Source organism: Streptomyces sp. NPDC087310, assembly GCF_044744405.1.
In the GTDB taxonomy this organism is placed as follows: Bacteria; Actinomycetota; Actinomycetes; order Streptomycetales; family Streptomycetaceae; genus Streptomyces.
Genome location: NZ_JBIUYF010000004.1, coordinates 105263 through 122847, shown reverse-complemented (window position 1 = coordinate 122847; position 17585 = coordinate 105263). Strand labels below are relative to the sequence as shown.

The following is a 17585-nucleotide window of genomic DNA, read 5'->3' as shown; positions in this document are numbered from 1 at the left end:
TGTCAGCGAGCTGAGAGGGATACGGTCCGACGATCATCAGGAGGTATTCGCGATCCCCCCGAACGCGCTGCTCGGAATGGGGGGTTGGGGTTTTCCACCGAACCGCCCTGCTCGAACTGTGTGCTCCGTCACCACATTCCGGTGTGGGAGGCTCCTGCCCTCCGGCACATTCTTCGAGAACACACGAGAGCGGGTGTATTTCTCCATGCCGAGTTCGCGGAGTTACGGGCGTACGGTCACCTGGGCGGCGGGGCCGGCCGCGCTCGCGCTGGCCTGCACGTCCTGTGCGACGGGCACCGCCGCGGACGCCGGCCCCGGGGACAGGGCCGCCGGGAACGGGGCGACCGCCGCCACGGCGACGGCGTTCGCCCCGTACGTCAGCGCCACCACCGCCGCCGACACCGACGGTTCCGGCTCCCCCGACACGTACAACCTGGCCTTCGTGGTCACCGGCGACGGCGAGGGCTGCACCCCGGCCTGGGGCGGTACGGCGGCGTACGACAGCGCGGCCGTCAAGGCCCGTGTCGCGAAGCTGACGGCGTCGGGCGCCGATGTCCGGGTCTCCTTCGGCGGCGCGGCGGGCACCGAACCGGCGCTCGCCTGCGGCGGTGTCGACGAGCTGGTGGCCGCCTATACGAAGGCGCTCGACGCCGTGGGCGCGACGAAGGCCGACTTCGACATCGAGGGCGACGCGCTCACCGACAGCGCCTCGATCGCCCTGCGGAACAAGGCGATAGCACGGCTCCAGGAGGAGCGGGACCTGGACGTCACGTACACCCTGCCGGTGATGCCCGACGGGCTGGAGAAGAGCGGCATCGCGCTCCTCTCCGACGCGGCGGAGCGCGGCGTGCGGCTCTCCGCCGTCAACATCATGGCGATGAACTACGGCTCCACGTACACCGGGAACATGGGCGCGTACGCGGAGCGGGCGGCGCGGGCGGCCCATGGCCAGATCGCGTCCACGCTGGGTCTGTCGTCGGCGCGGGCGTGGAAGTCGCTCCACATCACGGCGATGGCCGGCGTCAACGATGTCGCGGGCGAGACCTTCACCCTCGCGGACGCCGCACGGCTGCGCCGCTTCGCCCGGGAGCAGGGGGTGGGCGCGCTCTCGATGTGGGCGACGTTCCGGGACCGGGCGTGTGCGGACGGGGTGTCGACGGCCGAGGCGTCCGACACGTGCAGCGGCGTCGAGCAGACGGCGGGGGCGTTCGCGAAGGCGCTGGCGGGCTGATCTCCCACCGGCGCCCCGCGTCGAAGCACCCCCGCGTCTCACCCCCGCCGCCTCGCCCCCGCCGCCTCACTCCCGCGTCGAACGCCCCCGCGCTCTCAGGCGTCCGCACGTCTCGAACGCCCCCGCGCTCTCAGGCGTCCGGAGCGTCCAGTGCGCTGATCCGCTGGGCTCCGTCGGCCGCCCCCGGGTGGCGGCTCGTCAGGTCCAGTCGCAGCCGGGAGCCGCGTACCGGGTCGAAGGTGATGACGGTGGGCGCGTCCGAGGTGGTGGCCCAGGTGATCGCCGCCCCGCGCACCGGGACGTAACGGCGCCCGTCCCAGCAGGACACCTCGACGGAGGCGGGCAGGGTGTGGGTGGCGTCGGTGGTGAAGGAGACCTCGACGCGACGGAACCTCCGCTTCCCGGCCCAGGTCACCGAGACCCAGTCGGCCGCCCTGGCCCCGTTGAAGGCGGGCAGCAGCCGTGTGGCGGGCTTGTTGAAGGCGTTGGACCAGCCGGTGGCCGGATCGCCGTCCAGCATCGCCGCGGGCAGCGTCCCCGGCGCCCCCGAGTAGCTCGCGTCGGCCAGCGGGTACGCCGGGGCGCCGGGGCCGGGGTCGGGCGCGAAGGGCGGCGTGGGCGTGACCGGCTTCGAGGTTCCGCCGGTGGCCCGTACGGTGACGGTGCCCTTGCGCAGCCCGGCCGAGCGGGCGGTGACGGTGAGGGGCCCCGCGGCGGTGCCGGAGCGGACGATGGCCAGGGCCTTGCCGTGGAAGGCGGTGCGCGTGCTCGCCTGGTACCGCTCGGCGCTCTCCTGGCGTCCGTTGTCGACCCCGGCCAGCCGGCCGCCGGTGACCTGGAAGGAGATCAGGTGGTCGGCGTCGGGCACCACGACGCCGTGCCGGTCGGTGATCTCCGCCGTCACGAAGCAGAGCGACGTGCCGTCGGCCTTCAGGGTCGTACGGTCCGGGGTGAGCCGTACGGAGTGCGCGGGGCCCGCGGTGCGCAGCACATCGGTGGCGACCACCCGGCCGCCCTCCCGGGCCACCGCCTTCAGCTCTCCCGGCGCGAACGGCACCTTCCAGATGAGGTGGAGCTTCCCGGCGCTGCCGCCCGGACTGGTGTAACTGCCGGGGTACGGCCCTGTGGTGACGGTCCGGTCGTCGCCGGTCGCCTCGGTGGTCTCCAGGTACGCGCGGCCGTCGGCGGTCCTCTTGGTGTCGAACCGGCGGACCCCGAGCGACGTGCCGTCGAGGAACAGCTCCACGGTCGCGACGTTGGAGTACGCCCACACCTCGACGGTCTCGCCCGCCCGGTGCCCGGTCCAGTCCATGGGCAGCAGATGGACCATCGGTTCGGCCGTCCACTGGCTCCTGAAGAGGTGGTACATGTCCTTGGGGAAGCCCGCGGTGTCCACCGCGCCGAAGAACGACGCCTTGACCGGGAACACGTCGTACGGCGTGGGCTCGCCGATGTAGTCGATGCCCGACCAGAGGAACTGTCCGGCGAAGTACCTCCGGTCCCGGTCCTTCTTCAGGCCGTACTCGCCGCTCATCGTCCACGCGGCGAGGTTGTTGTCGTACGAGGACGTCTCGCGCTTTCCCGGGGTGTGGTTCTCACCGGTGTTGAGGTGCTCCGGCTCCTGGTAGCTGCCGCGTGTGGAGGTCTCGGAGGAGGACTCGGACTCGAAGAGGAACAGGTGCGGGTACCGGGCGTGCAGGGCGTCCACCGAGGCGGCGGTGTTGTAGTTGAGCCCGAGGCCGTCGATCTTGGCGAGCATGAGGTCGGCGGGGGAACCGACGGCGGGCAGGTCGCGGTACTTGTCGGAGCCGATGACGACGGGCCGGGTGTCGTCCAGTGCCCTGACGGCGTCGATGAGGCGCTGGGCCATGCCCAGGCCCTCGGTGGTGGTCGAGTCGGTGATCTCGTTGCCGATGGACCACATGACGACGGCCGGGGAGTTGCGGGCCGCGAGGACCATCTCGGCGATGTCCGCCTCGCAGTGCTCGTCGAAGAAGCGCCCGTAGTCGTAGGCGTTCTTGCCCCTCTTCCAGCAGTCGAACGCCTCCACCAGCATGATGATGCCGAGCCGCTCGCAGACCGCGATCATCTCGGGCGAGGGCGGGTTGTGCGACGTGCGGAAGGCGTTGACGCCCATGGACTTCATGATCTTCATCTGGCGCAGCAGGGCGTCGGTGCTGACGGCGGCGCCGAGGGCACCGAGGTCGTGGTGGAGGTCGACGCCCTGGATCTTGGCGTACGCGCCGTTCAGCGAGAACCCGTGGTCGGGGTCGATCGTGAAGTGGCGGAAGCCGAAGGGGGTGCGGTAGGTGTCGGCGGTCCTCCCGTCGACCCGTACCTCCGTTTCGAGCGCGTAGAGCCGAGGGGTCTCGAAGGACCACAACTGCGGCCGCGTGACGTGGAGTTCGTGGGTGGCGGTCTCCGTGGCGGCGGCTCCGACGGTGAGGGTGGAACTCGTCCTGGCCACCGTGCGGCCCTCGGGGTCCTTGACCGTGGAGACGACGGTGACCGGTGTCCCGGTCTCCGACGCGTTGACGACGCCGGTCAGCGCGCGGACGGTCGCGCGCCCGGCGCGCAGGGTGGCGGCCAGCTCCGGCGTGGTCACCTGGGTTCCCCAGCGCGCCACGTGCACGGGGTCCGTGACGACCAGCCGGGCGTTGCGGTAGATGCCGCTGCCCGAGTACCAGCGGCTGCTGGGCAGCCGGTTGCGCACCTTGACGGCGAGTACGTTCGGGGTCGAGCCGTCCGTGTGCAGCAGGTCGGTGAGGTCGAGGGCGAAGCCGGTGTAGCCGTACGGGTGCTCTCCGACGAGCTGCCCGTTGCAGTAGACGGACGAGTCCATGTAGACGCCGTCGAACTCGACGGATATCCGCCGGCCCGCCGACTCGCGCGGCAGCGTGAAGGATCTGCGGTACCAGCCGAGGCCGCCGGGCAGGAACCCGGTGTGGCTCCGGGTGCCCGACTCCGTCGTCGGGGTCAGCTCGATGCTCCAGTCGTGCGGCACCGCGACCGTACGCCAGCCGGAGTCGTCGTGGCCGGGGTCGTGCGCGTCGTCGTAGGCGCCGGTCGGATCGGTGATCCCCCCGGGGTTGACGAGGGCGAAGCGCCAGCCGTCGGTGAGCGGAATGCTCCGCCGCCCCGGCCTGCCGAGGGGCGCGGTGGCGAAGTGCGCGGTGGCGCCCGGCGCAGTCGCGCCCTGCGCGGGGGTGGCCGTGGCGAGCGCTCCGGCCACGGGTGCGACGGCTCCTGCGATCAGTAATGACCTGCGAGTGACGCCCATGCGATCCCCTTTGATCGGCCTGTTGGGTTCAGCGCACAGATTCTGACAGTTTCAAACAGGTGCATGTCAAGGGTGCGTACGCCCGTACGGGCCCGAGCGGGAGGAGTCGGTGGAAGGAATCAGGCGCGGCGGACCGAGTGGCGGGGGTCAGGCGCGGCGGTGGACCAGGCGTCCCGCGCACACCGTGGCGACACAGCGCCCGTCCGCGTCGAACACGGCGAGGTCCGCGCGGCCCCCCGTCCCGGCGATCGCGGGGCGCCGGGCGGCCGGCGAGTCCGACAGGACGACCACGCCCACCCGCGCGGCGGCGGCGCGGAGCCCCGGGTCGTCCGCGACGTACGCGTCGAGCACCGCGACCGCGCCCAGCTTCAGCACGGCGTGGATCCGCTCGCGCGGGCTCGGGGCGTCGGGCAGGGGCCCTTCGTGGACCCGCCCGGGTCCGAGGACGCCGGACCACTTCCGTACCCGCGCGCCCGGGAACCGTACCCGCAGCTCCTCGAACGTACCGACCGCGACGATCCGGTCCCCGCCGACGACCACGGCGCCGCCCGCGAGCGGCTCACCGCCGCCGTCGTCGCCGTCCCAGGTGCGGTCGCCATCCCAGGTGCGGCGGAGCACGTCGGCCGCGTGCAGGGTCTCCACCTCAGCGCCTCACGGGAGTCGAAAGCCGGTACGACGGCGTCAGTTGGTGGCGATGAGCTTGAGCTCGGGGTGGGCCGTGCCGCCCTCGATCGCCGTCGACGAGATGTGCGACGCCACCCGCTCGTCGACCGGGTCGTTCGCCGGGTCGTCGTGCACCACCAGGTGCTCGTACGTCGTGGCGCGCTGCGCCGGGACCCGGCCCGCCTTGCGGATCAGGTCGATGATCTCCATCCGGTTGGAGCGGTGCTTCGCACCGGCCGAGGAGACGACGTTCTCCTCCAGCATGATCGACCCGAGGTCGTCCGCCCCGTAGTGCAGCGAGAGCTGGCCGACCTCCTTGCCGGTGGTCAGCCACGAGCCCTGGATGTGGGCGACGTTGTCGAGGAAGAGCCGGGCGATCGCGATCATCCGCAGGTACTCGAAGAGCGTGGCCTGCGTCCGGCCCTTCAGGTGGTTGTTCTCGGGCTGGTAGGTGTACGGGATGAACGCGCGGAAGCCGCCCGTCCGGTCCTGTACGTCGCGGATCATCCGCAGGTGCTCGATGCGCTCGGCGTTGGTCTCGCCCGTGCCCATGAGCATCGTGGACGTGGACTCGACGCCCAGGCCGTGCGCGGCCTCCATGATCTCCAGCCAGCGCTCGCCGGACTCCTTGAGCGGCGCGATCGCCTTGCGGGGCCGCGCGGGCAGCAGTTCGGCGCCCGCGCCCGCGAACGAGTCGAGACCGGCGGTGTGGATGCGCTGGATGGCCTCCTCGACGGAGACCTGGGAGATCCGGGCCATGTGCTCGATCTCGGAGGCGCCGAGGGAGTGGATGACGAGCTGCGGGTACGCCTGCTTGATCGCCGCGAAGTGCTTCTCGTAGTACTCGACGCCGAAGTCCGGGTGGTGCCCGCCCTGGAACATGATCTGCGTACCGCCCAGCTCGACGGTCTCCGCGCAGCGGCGCAGGATGTCGTCGAGGTCGCGGGTCCACCCCTTGGCGGTGTCCTTGGGCGCGGCGTAGAAGGCGCAGAACTTGCACGCCGTCACACAGACGTTGGTGTAGTTGATGTTCCGCTCGATGATGTACGTCGCGATGTGCTCCGTACCGGCGTACCGGCGGCGGCGTACGGCGTCGGCCGCGGCGCCCAGCGCGTGCAGCGGCGCCGAGCGGTAGAGGTCGAGAGCCTCCTCGGGGGTGATGCGCCCACCCGCGGCGGCACGGGCCAGAACGGACGTGAGGTCGGCCTTCTCGGTCACCGGGGCGGGTCCTTCCCAAGGGGTTGTCACGACCGATTCAGCCTACGCCAGGGTGCGCGGTGGTCGGCGGGCGCCATGGCGGGCGGGCGCCGGCAGGTGCCCACGCGCCCACCGCTCACTCCTTGGTGAGGGTGCCCTTCGGGGTGCCCGCGGCGTCCTCGGCGGACTCGTAGCGCAGGGTGGTGCCGGAGGTGCGCGTGAAGGTCAGCTCGGCCACACCACCCGTGGTGCACAGCGACTCCGTACTCCGCTTCGACTCGTCCGTACGCTCCTCGACGCGCACCACGTCGGCGGTGGCGGAGACCAGCTTGCCGACGCCGAAGCACTCCACGGTGGTGCCGAGGACAGTGATCCGGCTCGTCGTACGGACGATGTCGTCGCCCTTCGCGCCCTTGGCGAATTCGGCGGTGACCGTGCCGTGCGGGAGCCCGCTGCGTTCGGTGACCGGCCCGCTCCAGGTGCCGACGAAGGCCGCGGGGACCTCGGCGGCGGGTGCGGGCGAGGTCCGTCCCGAGGGGGCGCCCGAGGAAGGGTCGCGGGTGGCGGGGGTGGTCCCGGACGGGCGGCCCGCGGCGCTGTCGCCGCCGGACGTGTCGCCGCGCATCTGGTCGAGGAGCAGCGTGCCGCCGACCGTCACCGCGGCCAGGGCGCCCGCCACGACGAGGGAGACGGTGCAGCTCACCCTGCGGACGGGGCGGCGGGGTGCGGTGAGCGGTGGAGCGGTGGCCGGTGCAGCGGTCGCCGGTGGGGTGGTCGCCGGTGGAACGGTGACCGGTGGGGTGGTCGGCGGCGGTGTGGGCGGCTCAAGAGGCGGCGGTACGGGCGGCGATACGGGCGGTGGCGTGGCCGGCTCGACGGGCGGGCCGAAGGACCCGAGGGGCGGGCCGCCGACCGAGGCGCTGCTGAACGGCACGGGACCGGTCTGCTCGGGGAGATACGCGACGGCCCGGTCCTGCGCCGGAGGCCCGGACGGGTGGGGGCCGTGCCCCGTCGTCTCCAGGTCCAGCAGCCGCACCACCGCCCGGCTGACCTCCTCGACCAGCGGCCCCGGCAGCCAGCCGCCCGCCACCAGCGCCCCCGCGCCGTCGGGGGCGAGGAGCCGCCCGACCTCCGCGGGAGCGGGCCGCGCCGCCGGGTCCTTGGCCAGGCAGCGGGCGACGACCTCGCGCAACTCGCCCCGCAGCGCGCCGAGATCGGGCTCCTCGTGCACCACCTTGTAGAGCAGCGCGGCGGCCGAGGAGTCGCCGGGGAAGGGGCTCGCGCCCGTGATGGCGTACGTGAGGACCGCGCCCATCGAGAACACGTCGGCCGCGCCGCCGACGTCCCGGCCGAGGATCTGCTCGGGCGCCATGTAGCCCGGCGAGCCGACCGAGACGCCCGTGGAGGTGAGCGAGGTGGTGCCGTCGGTGGCGCGGGCGATACCGAAGTCGATCAGCCGGGGGCCGTCCAGGGCGAGCAGCACGTTGGACGGCTTGACGTCCCGGTGGATCAGCCCCAGGGCGTGGACGGCCGCCAGGGCCTCCGCGAGTCCCGCGCCCAGCGCCCGTACGGACGTCTCGGGCAGCGGCCCGTGGCCCGCGACGGCCTGGGTCAGCGAGGGGCCCGCCACATAGCCGGTGACCACCCACGGAACGTCCGCCTCCGGGTCCGCGTCCAGCACGGGCGCCGACCAGCGCGGCCCGCCGGGACCGGTGCCGACCCGCCGCGCCGCGTCCACCTCGCGCCGGAAGCGGGCCCGGAACTCCTCGTCGGTCGCGAAGTGCGGATGGACGGCCTTGACCGCGACCGTACGGCCGCCCGCCGAGCGCCCGAGATAGACCCGGCCCATCCCGCCGGCGCCCAGCCGCCCGAGCAACCGGTACGGGCCGATGGCCGACGGATCGCCTGTGTCGAGCGGCTGCATGCCCGTTCCCCCTGTCAACGGCGTGCCCGTGTTCCTGTGTGCCTGTGTGCCTGTGTTCCCGAGTACCTGTGTGCCTGAGTGCCTGTGGGAGCACCTTAGGAGTGACGACCTCGTAGTTGTCAGGCGGTCAGCAGTTCCACGTGGACATCGGCGGGGAATCCGGTCGTCGGTCCCGTGCGGCGCGCGAACTCCGCGACACCGGCGAGCTGATCGGGGCCGAAGCGGAAGTCGAGCGTGGTGAAGTACCGCTCCAGCAGTTCCGCGTCGAACACCTCCCAGCGGGCGGCGTGCTTGGCGACCGACGCCACCTCCACCAGCGAGAGGTCCCGGGAAGCGAGGAACGTCTCGTGCACCTCCCGTACGACCTTCGGCTCGCGCGCCAGATACTCCTTGCGCGCCGCCCAGACCGCGAAGACGAACGGCAGCCCGGTCCAGTCCTTCCACATCTGCCCCAGGTCATGGACCTGGAGGCCGAGCCGGGGCGCGTCGTGGAGCGAGGCGCGCAGGGCGGCGTCGCCGATGAGGACGGCCGCCTCGGCCTCCTGCATCATCAGGCCGAGGTCCGGCGGGCAGGTGTAGTAGTCGGGCTGTACGCCGTACTGCTCGCTCAGCAGGAGCTGGGCCAGCCGTACCGACGTACGGGACGTGGAGCCCAGGGCGACGCGGGCGCCGTCGAGCCGGTCCAGCGGCGTCTGCGAGACGATCACGCACGACATGACGGGGCCGTCGCAGCCGACCGCGAGATCGGGGAAGGCGACGAGATCGTCGGCGTTGCGGAGGAATTCGACGAGGGTGACGGGGGCGATATCCAGCTCGCCGCGCACCAGCCGTTCGCTGAGCTTCTCCGGGGTGTCCTTCGTCAGTTCCAGATCAAGAAGGGTTCCGGTCCTGGCGAGCCCCCAATAGAGGGGCAGGCAGTTCAGGAACTGGATATGGCCGACGCGCGGCCGGGTGCCGCGGCCGCCGCCCGCGCCGCCGCCCGCGCCTTCGGCCTGGCCTGGCGCACCGGGCGCCACTGTCGCCACCGGTGCCTCTTCTGTCGCTTCTGCCGCTGACTTTTCCTCTGGACTGTCCACAGCGCGAGGCTAGACCCGCGCCGTACGGGGAAGTGCTCCGGGGGCGCGGAGCCGGTCCGGTGTCGCCCCGGCCGGCCACCGCCGGCGATCTCCTCGGCCGCCTGCTGTGGGCCCGCTGTGGGCCCGTCGGCGACCCCGTTTCGTCAGCACGCGGGGCCCTTATACAAACGTCCGGGTGAAGTGATCTTTCCCTCTACCGCTGCGCACATGGTGCGTGCTAGGCTCGCCGCAAGTTGCAGTTTGGTTTCCCTTGCAGTACAGAGCCTGCGGAGCATGTGACCCGCAGGCTTTTGTAGTTTTCAGACTTCTTTGCAGGTTCTGGAGCAGGGCAACCCTTTGGCCCAAGGAGGGCTTATGGCTACCGGAACCGTCAAGTGGTTCAACGCTGAAAAGGGCTTCGGCTTCATCGCCCAGGACGGCGGCGGCCCGGATGTCTTCGTCCACTATTCCGCGATCAACGCAAGCGGCTTCCGAGCCCTTGAGGAGAACCAGGTAGTGACCTTCGACGTCACTCAGGGCCCGAAGGGCCCGCAGGCGGAGAACGTCACCCCGTCCTAGTTGCCAGGTCGCCAGGTCGGTCGATCGCGGACGTCTTACACGCAGTACCCAAGGAGCCCTGCTTCTCCCACTCAGGTGGGGGAAGGCGGGGCTCCTGCCTTTATCCCGCCCTTACCCCGTTTCCCGTACCCGCTCCATCCCCGTCCCATCCCCGCACCGCCCGCGTCCCACTCGCATCCCGCCCGCGTCCCGGAATTCCCCGAAGAATCCAAGGGCCAAGGGCCGAGGACCAAGGGAACACCCGTTCACTCCGTTATTCACTCCGGTTCACTGGTGCACCGTATACAACCCTTTACGTGTACGGACCGGCTTACGTGTACACCTCGGGTCACGCGTACAGCTCGGCGATCTCCGCCGCGAAGTCCTCGGCGATCGCCGCACGCCGCAGCTTCAGCGTGGGCGTGAGATGGCCTGCCGCCTCCGTGAAATCCCCTTCGAGGACCCGGAAGCGGCGGATGGACTCGGCGCGCGAGACCAGCCGGTTCGCCTCGTCGATCGCCCGCTGGAGCGCGGCGCGCAACTCCTTGTCGTGGACGAGGGCGGCGAGCGGGGCGCCCTGCTTCCCCCGCATCATCCGCCAGTGCGCCAGGCCCTCCGGCTCCAGAGTGATCAGGGCGCCTGCGTAGGGGCGGTTGTCGCCGACCACCAGGCACTGGCTGACCAGCGGGTGGGCGCGCAGCCAGTCCTCCAGCGGCGCCGGGACGATGTTCTTGCCGCTGGACGTGATGATGACGTCCTTCTTGCGCCCGGTGATCGTCAGATAGCCGCCCTCGTCCAGGGACCCCAGGTCCCCGGTGGCGAACCACCCGTCCCGCTCGTCGGCCGGTCCCGGACCGGACCCCGACCCCGGACCGGACCCCTGGTCCGGCTCCAGGGTCCGTACGGCCTCGCCGCGCTCGGCGTCCCAGTAGCCCGCGAAGACATGGCCGCCGCGCAGCAGCACCTCCCCGTCGTCCGCGATCCGTACGGAGGTGCCGGGCATCGGCCAGCCGACCGTGCCCAGCCGGGGTTTGAGCGGCGGGGTGACGGTCGACGCCGCCGTGGTCTCCGTCAGCCCGTACCCCTCGAAGGTCACGACCCCGGCGCCCGAGTAGAACGCGGCCAGCCTGCGCCCGAGCGGGGAGCCGCCGCAGATCACGTACTTCACCCGCCCGCCCAGGGCCGCGCGGATCCGCCGGTAGACCAGCGGTTCGTAGAGCGCGCGCAGGGCCCGCAGCCCGAACGACGGGCCGGGGCCCTCGCCGTGGCCTGCCGCCTCCACCGCGGCGCCGTACGCCTGGGCGATCCGCGCGGCGCGGTCGAAGGACGCGCCCCGGCCCATCCGCTCCGCCGTGGCACGGCCGGTGTTGTAGACCTTCTCCAGGACGTACGGGATGGCCAGCAGGAACGTCGGCCGGAACCCCGCCAGGTCGGCGAGCAGGTCCTCGGTCCTGATGGAGGGCGCGTGGCCGAGCCGTACCCGGGCGCGCAGACAGCCGATCGCGACCATCCGGCCGAAGACGTGGGAGAGCGGCAGGAAGAGGAGGGTGGAGAGCGTGCCGGACGCGTCGGACGGGGTGGACGGGGTCAGTGAGGTGACGGGGGCGGAGGCGGAGCCGTCCGCCGGGTCCGCCCGGTCCGCCGGAGTCGTCGCCGGGGCGTAGCGCGCCTGGCCCGGCGCCTTGAAGACGGGGTGCAGCAGCTCGATCGCGTTGTCGACCTCCGCGAAGAAGTTGCCGTGCGTGAGGACGCAGCCCTTGGGGCGTCCCGTGGTCCCCGAGGTGTAGCTGATGGTCGCGACGGAGTCGGGCCCGAGGGCCGCGCGCCGTACGGTGACCTCCGCGTCCTGGACCTCCCGCCCCGCCGCGCACAGCGAGTCGACGGCCCCCTTCTCCACCGTCCACAGCCGGGTGAGTCCGGGCAGCCGCTCCCGCTCCTGGCTGATCAGCCGCGCCTGGATCCCGTCCTCGACGACACAGGCCACGGCGCCGGAGTCCTGGAGGATCCAGCGGACCTGGAAGGCCGAGGAAGTCGGGTAGATGGGTACGGTGACCAGTCCGGCGGCCCAGGCGGCGAAGTCCAGGAGCGTCCACTCGTACGTCGTACGGGACATGATCGCGAGCCGGTCGCCGGGGCGCAGCCCTTCCGCGATCAGCCCTTTGGCGACGGCCAGCACCTCGTCGGCGAAGGCGGTGGCCGTGATGTCCTGCCACTCCGCGCCGCTGCCGCTGCCGCCGTTCCTGTCGTTCCTGCTCCTGCCGCCGACCCTGCCGCCGCTCCTGCCGCGCGACGGCGCGGACTTCGCCGCCGGTCCTGCCCCGGGCCGCTTACGGCTGATGACGACCGCGTCCGGCGCCTCACGGGCGTTGTCGAAGGGGATTCCGGCGAGCGAGCCGCGCCGTACGGGCCGCGCGAGCGGCGGTACGGACACCTCCCTGACCACCCCGTCCTCCCACCGCTTCACCGGCTCGACCAGCGGCGGTACGGAGTCCGGTACCGGCAGCGGTACGGGCACGGCGGGGGCGGGCGGAGCGTCGGCGGGCAGGGCGTCGGACACGGGCGTGCTCCTCCAGTGCGTGCAGCAGACCGCGCTCGCAGGACGGCCCCCGCGACGAACTCGCCTTTCAACAACCTTACTTAATGGTCAAGCTACGACCGCGCGGAGAGTCAGGACAACGGCCGCCCGCTATCTGCACTTCTCCGGCACAGCACCCGGCCGATTCCTCACCGAAAACCTCGGACTTCCGCGGCAACTGGATCGCGGCAACGAGGCACCGGCAACGGGCGCGCCCCCGCTACTCGTTGTGCAGCACCTCCGCGATGGTGAGGCGCGCCGCCGACCGCGCCGGGACCAGCGCGCCGAGCACGGCGATCGTGACGCCCGCCAGCGCCAGGCCGGTCATCTGCGGTACGTGCCAGACGCTCTTCATCGACTCCGGGAACGCGATCACCCCGACGTTGTCCACGACCAGCCGGTGCGCCACCATCCCGAGCGGGATCCCGAGCACTCCGCCGGCCGCGCCCAGCCCCGCGACCGAGGTCACCGTCATCGCCACGGTCTGGCGCGGTGTCATCCCGATCGACTTGAGCATGCCCAGGTCCCTGCGCCGCTCCCGGGTGTTGAGCAGGACGGTGTTGAGGACGCCGAGCGCCGCGACGACGGTCAGCAGCACGGTGAACACCGTCGAGAAGGTGACGACGGCCACGACGGCCCCGGCGCTCGCGGTGATCAGCGACGGGCGCAGAGCCGGATCGATCGCCTCGACCGCCTTCAGGTACGTCCGGGTGTCGGTGCCGGGGGTGAGCCGGACCGTGTAGCCGAAGACCGGTGTGTCCGGGGCCAGTTCGGCCATGGTCCGCCGCCCCGCCTCGAAGGACCGCGCGTCGCCGTCGATGACCTGGCCGACCACGGTCACGGGGAGCTGCCGGCCGTCCAGGTACAGGGTGGTCCGGTCGCCGACCGTGAGCCCGTTCTCCTTCAGGAACGCGGGTCCCGCCGCGATCTCGCGCCGCCCGTCCGGCCAGCGCCCTGCCACGATCCGGTCGGCGAGGGGCCGGGTGTCCCCCCAGTAGAAGTCGAGGAAGCGCGTGGTGGTGGCCCCCGCGAGACGCACCTTGGTGAGCGCGCGGACCGTGATCCGGTCCGTACCGGGCACCGCGCGCAGCCGCGCCTCGATCGCGCGGTCACCGGGCTTCGACGCCGCCCCGCCGGCCTCGGGCTCCCTCATGTCCACGTTCACCCGGTCGGCGCCGTCGCCCGGGGCCGCGTCGGCGTACGCGACCATCGTGCTGGTCAGGCCGGTGGTCAGGGTCACGGTGGTGACCCCGAGGACGATGGCCGCCATGGTCAGCAGCGTCCGGCCGGGGCGGGCGAACGGCTGGCCGAGCCCCAGGCTCACGGGGCGCGGCAGCCGCGTACCGCCGAGCCACCGCTGCACCCGCAGCCCGCGCCCGGTCCGCGGCGCGCTGCCCGCGCTGATCGCCCGCGCGGCGGGCAGCCGGTGGGCGCGCAGCGCGGGGATCAGCGCGGCGAGGACGACGAGGGCCGGCAGGGCGAGCAGACAGCCGACGGAGAGCCAGGGGCTGACGCCGATGGACGCGGTGCCGGTCTCGATCCCGCCGAAGGCCAGTTGGAGGATGGGCGGTGCCAGTACGTTGCCGAGCGCGGTGCCGAGGACGCAGCCGGCCACGGCGGGCACGGACACCATCGTCAGATAGACGGCGACGACCTGGCGCGGGGTGAACCCGAGCGCCTTGAGCACGCCGATGTGCCGGTACCCGGAGACCACCGCCCCGCTGACCACGTTCCCGACGATCAGGACCGAGACCAGCAGCCCGAGCACCCCGAAGAGTGTCATGAACGGGAGGTACGCGTCGGCCTGCGCGGAGAATGCCTGCTTGAGGGTGAGGTAGGACTGCGAGCCGGTCAGGGCGTCGGCGGGCAGCCCCGCGGTCGCGGTGTCCAGAGCGGCGCTGAGCCGCGCCTGTGTCCCCGTACCCGCGTCGGAGAAGCGGTAGAGCATCTGGGCCGAGGCCGGGTGCAGCGCGGCGACCTGTTCGGGCGTCACCCAGCCGCCCGCGGACCGGCTCATACCGGCCGCGAACCCGACGACGGTGAGCGTGGGGGCCCCGGGCGTCCTCAGCTCGGTCCCCAGCATGTCGGGGTCGGGCGTGCCCTGGATGGGCCATTCCACGACGAGTTCCCCGGGCGCGGTGGCCCAGCGGCCGGTCAGGAGACGGATGCGGTCCACCGGGCCCGCCGGGTCGGCCCGCCCGACCACGGTGAGCGGACCGCCGGGTCTGCCCAGCCAACTGTCGGGCACGTGGAGGACGGCCTGGCCGAACGGCCCCGCGGCGGCGGCGACCCCGGGCCGCCCGGCGGTCCTGGCGAGCCGCTCGTCCGGCACCTTCGCCGCGTCGAAGCCCACCACCGCGTGCGCGCCCCGCTGTTCGGCGAAGGCCCGGTCGAAGGGGGCGGAGGTGGCGTCGAGCACGGCCAGCGCGAGCAGCACGGTCACGGTGGAGCACAGGACGACGAGACCGATGACGAAGGTCTGGAGCCCGCGGCGCCGCACCGCCCCGCGCGAGGCCCGCCACACGGCGCTCATCCGGCCGCCTCCAGTGCGCTCGTACGGGCCACCCGGCCGTCGGCGACCTCGACCAGGCGGCTGGCGCAGCGCGTGGCGAGATGCGGGTCGTGGGTGACGATCAGCAGGGTCTGGCCTATCTGGTTGAGGTCGATCAGCAGGTCCATCACCTGCTCGCCGGAGCGGCTGTCGAGGGCGCCGGTCGGTTCGTCGGCGAGGAGCAGCGCCGGACGGTTCATCAGCGCCCTGGCCACGGAGACGCGCTGGCGTTCGCCGCCGCTGAGGGTCGCCGGGTAGTTGTTCCCGCGGTCGGCGACGCCCAGTTCGTCGAGGAGTTCCAGGGCGCGCAGCCGGGCCTGCCGGGCCGGGGTACCGGTCAGTTGGGCGGCCAGCGCCACGTTGTCCAGCGCGGGCAGGTCGTCGATGAGGTTGAAGAACTGGAAGATCATCCCGATGTGCCGCCGCCGGAACAGCGCCAGCCCCGTCTCGTTCAGCTCCCCCAGGTCCTGGCCGTTGACCTCGACGGTGCCGGAGGTCGGGCGGTCGAGTCCCGCGACCATGTTGAGCAGGGTGGACTTGCCGCAGCCGGAGGGCCCCATGACGGCGACCGCGTCGCCCGCCCGGATCTCCAGCTCCATCCCGTCCAGGGCCTTGGCCTCGCCGTACTCCTTGTGCACGCCGTCCAGCCGTACGACGATCCGTGGGCTACCGCCCTCATCAGTTGTCATGGCACGAACCTAGAAGCGGCACCGGGCCCCGGCGTCACGCGCGGGATGTATCCGGCTCCGCCCGTCATCCCGGCGATGTACGAAGCCGCACCGGGAGAATGACGCGGAACGCGCCGACCGCTGCGAAGCTGAGGGCGGTTCGAGGGGCGGTTCGAGGGGCGGTTCGAGGGGCGGTTTCGAGGGACGGGGGCCCGAGGTGGTGGTGGGATGGCTGGTCGCGGCCCTGGTGGCGGCGTGCGCGGCCGTGGGGTGGCTGGGTGTGCTGCTCGGCCGGGCCCGCCGGTCGCACCGGGCGGCCGTGGAGGAGCGGGGCTGGCTGCTGGAGCGGGAACGGGAGAGCGCGGCGCGTACCGCGGTCGACGCCGAACGGTCCCGGATCGCCGCGGAGCTGCACGACATCGTCAGCCACAACGTGAGCCTGATGGTCGTTCAGGCCGGAGCGGCCCGGGAGGTGCTGGCCACGCTGCCCGACGAGGCCGCGACCGCGCTCGGCGCCGTCGAGACCGCCGGGCGGGACGCGATGACCGAGCTGCGGCATCTGCTCGGACTGCTCGCCCCGGCGCAGGGCGGCGAGGACGAGCCGTACGGTACGGACGCGTACGGATCCGACGCGTACGGTACGGGCCTGGCGCCGCAGCCGAGTCTGCGGCGGCTCAGTCCGCTGATCGACCGGATCGCCTTCGCCGGGCTGCCCGTGGAGGTACGGATCTCCGGGGAGCCGCGCCCGCTGCCGGCCGGCATCGACTCCACCGCGTACCGGATCGTCCAGGAGGCGCTGACCAACGCGCTCAAGCACGGGGACGGGGTGAAGGCCGAGGTGACGGTGCGGTACGCGGAGCGCCATCTGCGGGTCGAGGTGCTGAACAGCGGGCCGAGCGCGCTCTCCGGCGGCGGGACGGCGCCCCCTGACCGCCCGGCCGCGGCTCCGGCGGACGGCGCGGGCCGGGGGCTGATCGGCCTGCGGGAGCGGGTGGCGGTGTACGGCGGCGACCTGGACGCCCGGCGCCGGCTCGGCGGCGGCTACCGCGTCCGCGCCCGGATCCCGCTGGACCGGCCGTGACAACGCCGGCCGTGACGACGCCGTACGGGACGGCAGCGGGCGGGACGGCAGCGGGCGGACGCGGCCCCCGCGTCGTGATCGCCGACGACCAGGAGCTGGTCCGTACCGGCTTCTGCCTGATCCTGCGGGCGCGCGGTATCGATGTCGTCGGGGAGGCGGCCGATGGCGCCGAGGCGGTGGAAGCGGTGGGCGCGCTGCGGCCCGACGTCGTGCTGATGGACATCCGGATGCCCGTGATGGACGGTCTGGAAGCCGCCCGCCGCGTGCTCGCGCGGGCTCCGGAGTGCCGGGTGATCATGCTGACCACCTTCGACCTCGACCAGTACGTCTACGCGGCCCTCGCCGCCGGTGCCAGCGGCTTCCTCCTGAAGGACGTCACCCCGGCGCATCTCGCCGCCGCCGTACGCCTCGTGGACACGGGTGACGCGCTGCTCGCGCCGTCGATCACGCGCCGCCTGGTGGAACGTTTCGCGTCCGGCGCGCCACAACCCGACGGGAAACCCCGCTCCCCGGCCGTCCACCGTGATCTCGCCGCGCTGACGCCCCGTGAGCACGAGGTGCTGACGCTCCTGGGCCGGGGGCTCTCCAACACCGAGCTGGCGCGGGCGCTGACGCTCAGCGAGGCCACGGTGAAAACCCACGTGGCCCGGATCTTCGCCAAGCTGTCCCTGCGCGACCGCGCCCAGGCCGTCGTCCTCGCCTACGAGACGGGGCTCGTCGCCCCCGGCGACCGGGACCTGCCCCCGGAAGCCGGAGCCGACCGCTGACCGACCACTGAGGCCGGTCCCCCGCCGGACGCCGT

General features: G+C 72.6%; 12 protein-coding genes. 4 read left to right on the top strand and 8 right to left on the bottom strand.

Annotation, left to right across the window (positions count from 1 at the left end; translation table 11 throughout):
* Positions 1–205 precede the first annotated feature (205 nt).
* Positions 206–1231 carry a chitinase gene (locus ACIO3P_RS15600; protein ID WP_401854801.1) on the top strand — a complete coding sequence of 342 codons (1026 nt, stop codon included), beginning with the start codon at positions 206–208 and terminating at the stop codon, positions 1229–1231.
* A 130-nt stretch (positions 1232–1361) separates the two neighbouring features.
* On the opposite strand, the gene ACIO3P_RS15595 is transcribed toward ACIO3P_RS15600, so the two are convergent.
* The 5 genes from ACIO3P_RS15595 to ACIO3P_RS15575 form a co-directional block, all read right to left on the bottom strand.
* Positions 1362–4511 (bottom strand): glycoside hydrolase family 2 TIM barrel-domain containing protein, encoded by a 3150-nt coding sequence (locus ACIO3P_RS15595; RefSeq protein ID WP_401854804.1) that lies wholly within the window; start codon positions 4509–4511, stop codon positions 1362–1364.
* A 147-nt stretch (positions 4512–4658) separates the two neighbouring features.
* Complete coding sequence (locus ACIO3P_RS15590; protein WP_401854806.1) at positions 4659–5153, bottom strand: imidazolonepropionase-like domain-containing protein; 495 nt, start codon at positions 5151–5153, stop codon at positions 4659–4661.
* Positions 5154–5192: 39 nt separating this feature from the next.
* Positions 5193–6392, bottom strand: a complete 1200-nt coding sequence (gene mqnC, locus ACIO3P_RS15585) for a cyclic dehypoxanthinyl futalosine synthase (RefSeq protein WP_329821849.1) — start codon at positions 6390–6392, stop codon at positions 5193–5195.
* 115 nt (positions 6393–6507) lie between these two features.
* On the bottom strand, positions 6508–8295 hold the full coding sequence (locus tag ACIO3P_RS15580; protein ID WP_401854808.1) for a serine/threonine-protein kinase: 1788 nt from the start codon (positions 8293–8295) through the stop codon (positions 6508–6510).
* Positions 8296–8414: 119 nt separating this feature from the next.
* A complete protein-coding gene (locus tag ACIO3P_RS15575) occupies positions 8415–9311 on the bottom strand; it encodes a menaquinone biosynthetic enzyme MqnA/MqnD family protein (protein WP_401854950.1) in 897 nt (298 codons plus the stop codon).
* 414 nt (positions 9312–9725) lie between these two features.
* On the opposite strand from ACIO3P_RS15575, the gene ACIO3P_RS15570 reads away from it, so the two are divergent.
* The gene (locus ACIO3P_RS15570; RefSeq protein WP_329821845.1) at positions 9726–9929 is read left to right on the top strand and encodes a cold-shock protein; all 204 of its coding nucleotides are present in this window, start codon (positions 9726–9728) and stop codon (positions 9927–9929) included.
* A 328-nt stretch (positions 9930–10257) separates the two neighbouring features.
* On the opposite strand, the gene ACIO3P_RS15565 is transcribed toward ACIO3P_RS15570, so the two are convergent.
* The 3 genes from ACIO3P_RS15565 to ACIO3P_RS15555 form a co-directional block, all read right to left on the bottom strand.
* Positions 10258–12423, bottom strand: coding sequence for an AMP-dependent synthetase/ligase (locus ACIO3P_RS15565; RefSeq protein WP_401854952.1), 2166 nt, complete (start codon positions 12421–12423; stop codon positions 10258–10260).
* Between the two features lie 280 nt (positions 12424–12703).
* Positions 12704–15016, bottom strand: coding sequence for an ABC transporter permease (locus ACIO3P_RS15560; protein WP_401854810.1), 2313 nt, complete (start codon positions 15014–15016; stop codon positions 12704–12706).
* Positions 15013–15723, bottom strand: a complete 711-nt coding sequence (locus tag ACIO3P_RS15555; RefSeq protein WP_401854813.1) for an ABC transporter ATP-binding protein — start codon at positions 15721–15723, stop codon at positions 15013–15015. Before ACIO3P_RS15555 ends, ACIO3P_RS15560 begins: the two co-directional genes overlap by 4 nt.
* Positions 15724–15919: 196 nt before the next feature.
* On the opposite strand from ACIO3P_RS15555, the gene ACIO3P_RS15550 reads away from it, so the two are divergent.
* Both ACIO3P_RS15550 and ACIO3P_RS15545 read left to right on the top strand, forming a co-directional pair.
* Positions 15920–16783 (top strand): sensor histidine kinase, encoded by an 864-nt coding sequence (locus tag ACIO3P_RS15550; protein WP_401854815.1) that lies wholly within the window; start codon positions 15920–15922, stop codon positions 16781–16783.
* 11 nt (positions 16784–16794) lie between these two features.
* Positions 16795–17550 (top strand): response regulator, encoded by a 756-nt coding sequence (locus ACIO3P_RS15545; RefSeq protein ID WP_401854817.1) that lies wholly within the window; start codon positions 16795–16797, stop codon positions 17548–17550.
* Positions 17551–17585 lie beyond the last annotated feature (35 nt).

Excerpts from the sequence above, each read along its gene's own strand:
- ACIO3P_RS15555 (WP_401854813.1), bottom strand. The coding sequence starts at position 15,723 with ATGACAACTGATGAGGGCGGTAGCCCACGGATCGTCGTACGGCTGGAC.
- ACIO3P_RS15560 (WP_401854810.1), bottom strand. The coding sequence starts at position 15,016 with ATGAGCGCCGTGTGGCGGGCCTCGCGCGGGGCGGTGCGGCGCCGCGGG.
- ACIO3P_RS15595 (WP_401854804.1), bottom strand. The coding sequence starts at position 4,511 with ATGGGCGTCACTCGCAGGTCATTACTGATCGCAGGAGCCGTCGCACCC.
- ACIO3P_RS15580 (WP_401854808.1), bottom strand. The coding sequence starts at position 8,295 with ATGCAGCCGCTCGACACAGGCGATCCGTCGGCCATCGGCCCGTACCGG.
- ACIO3P_RS15570 (WP_329821845.1), top strand. The coding sequence starts at position 9,726 with ATGGCTACCGGAACCGTCAAGTGGTTCAACGCTGAAAAGGGCTTCGGC.
- ACIO3P_RS15600 (WP_401854801.1), top strand. The coding sequence starts at position 206 with ATGCCGAGTTCGCGGAGTTACGGGCGTACGGTCACCTGGGCGGCGGGG.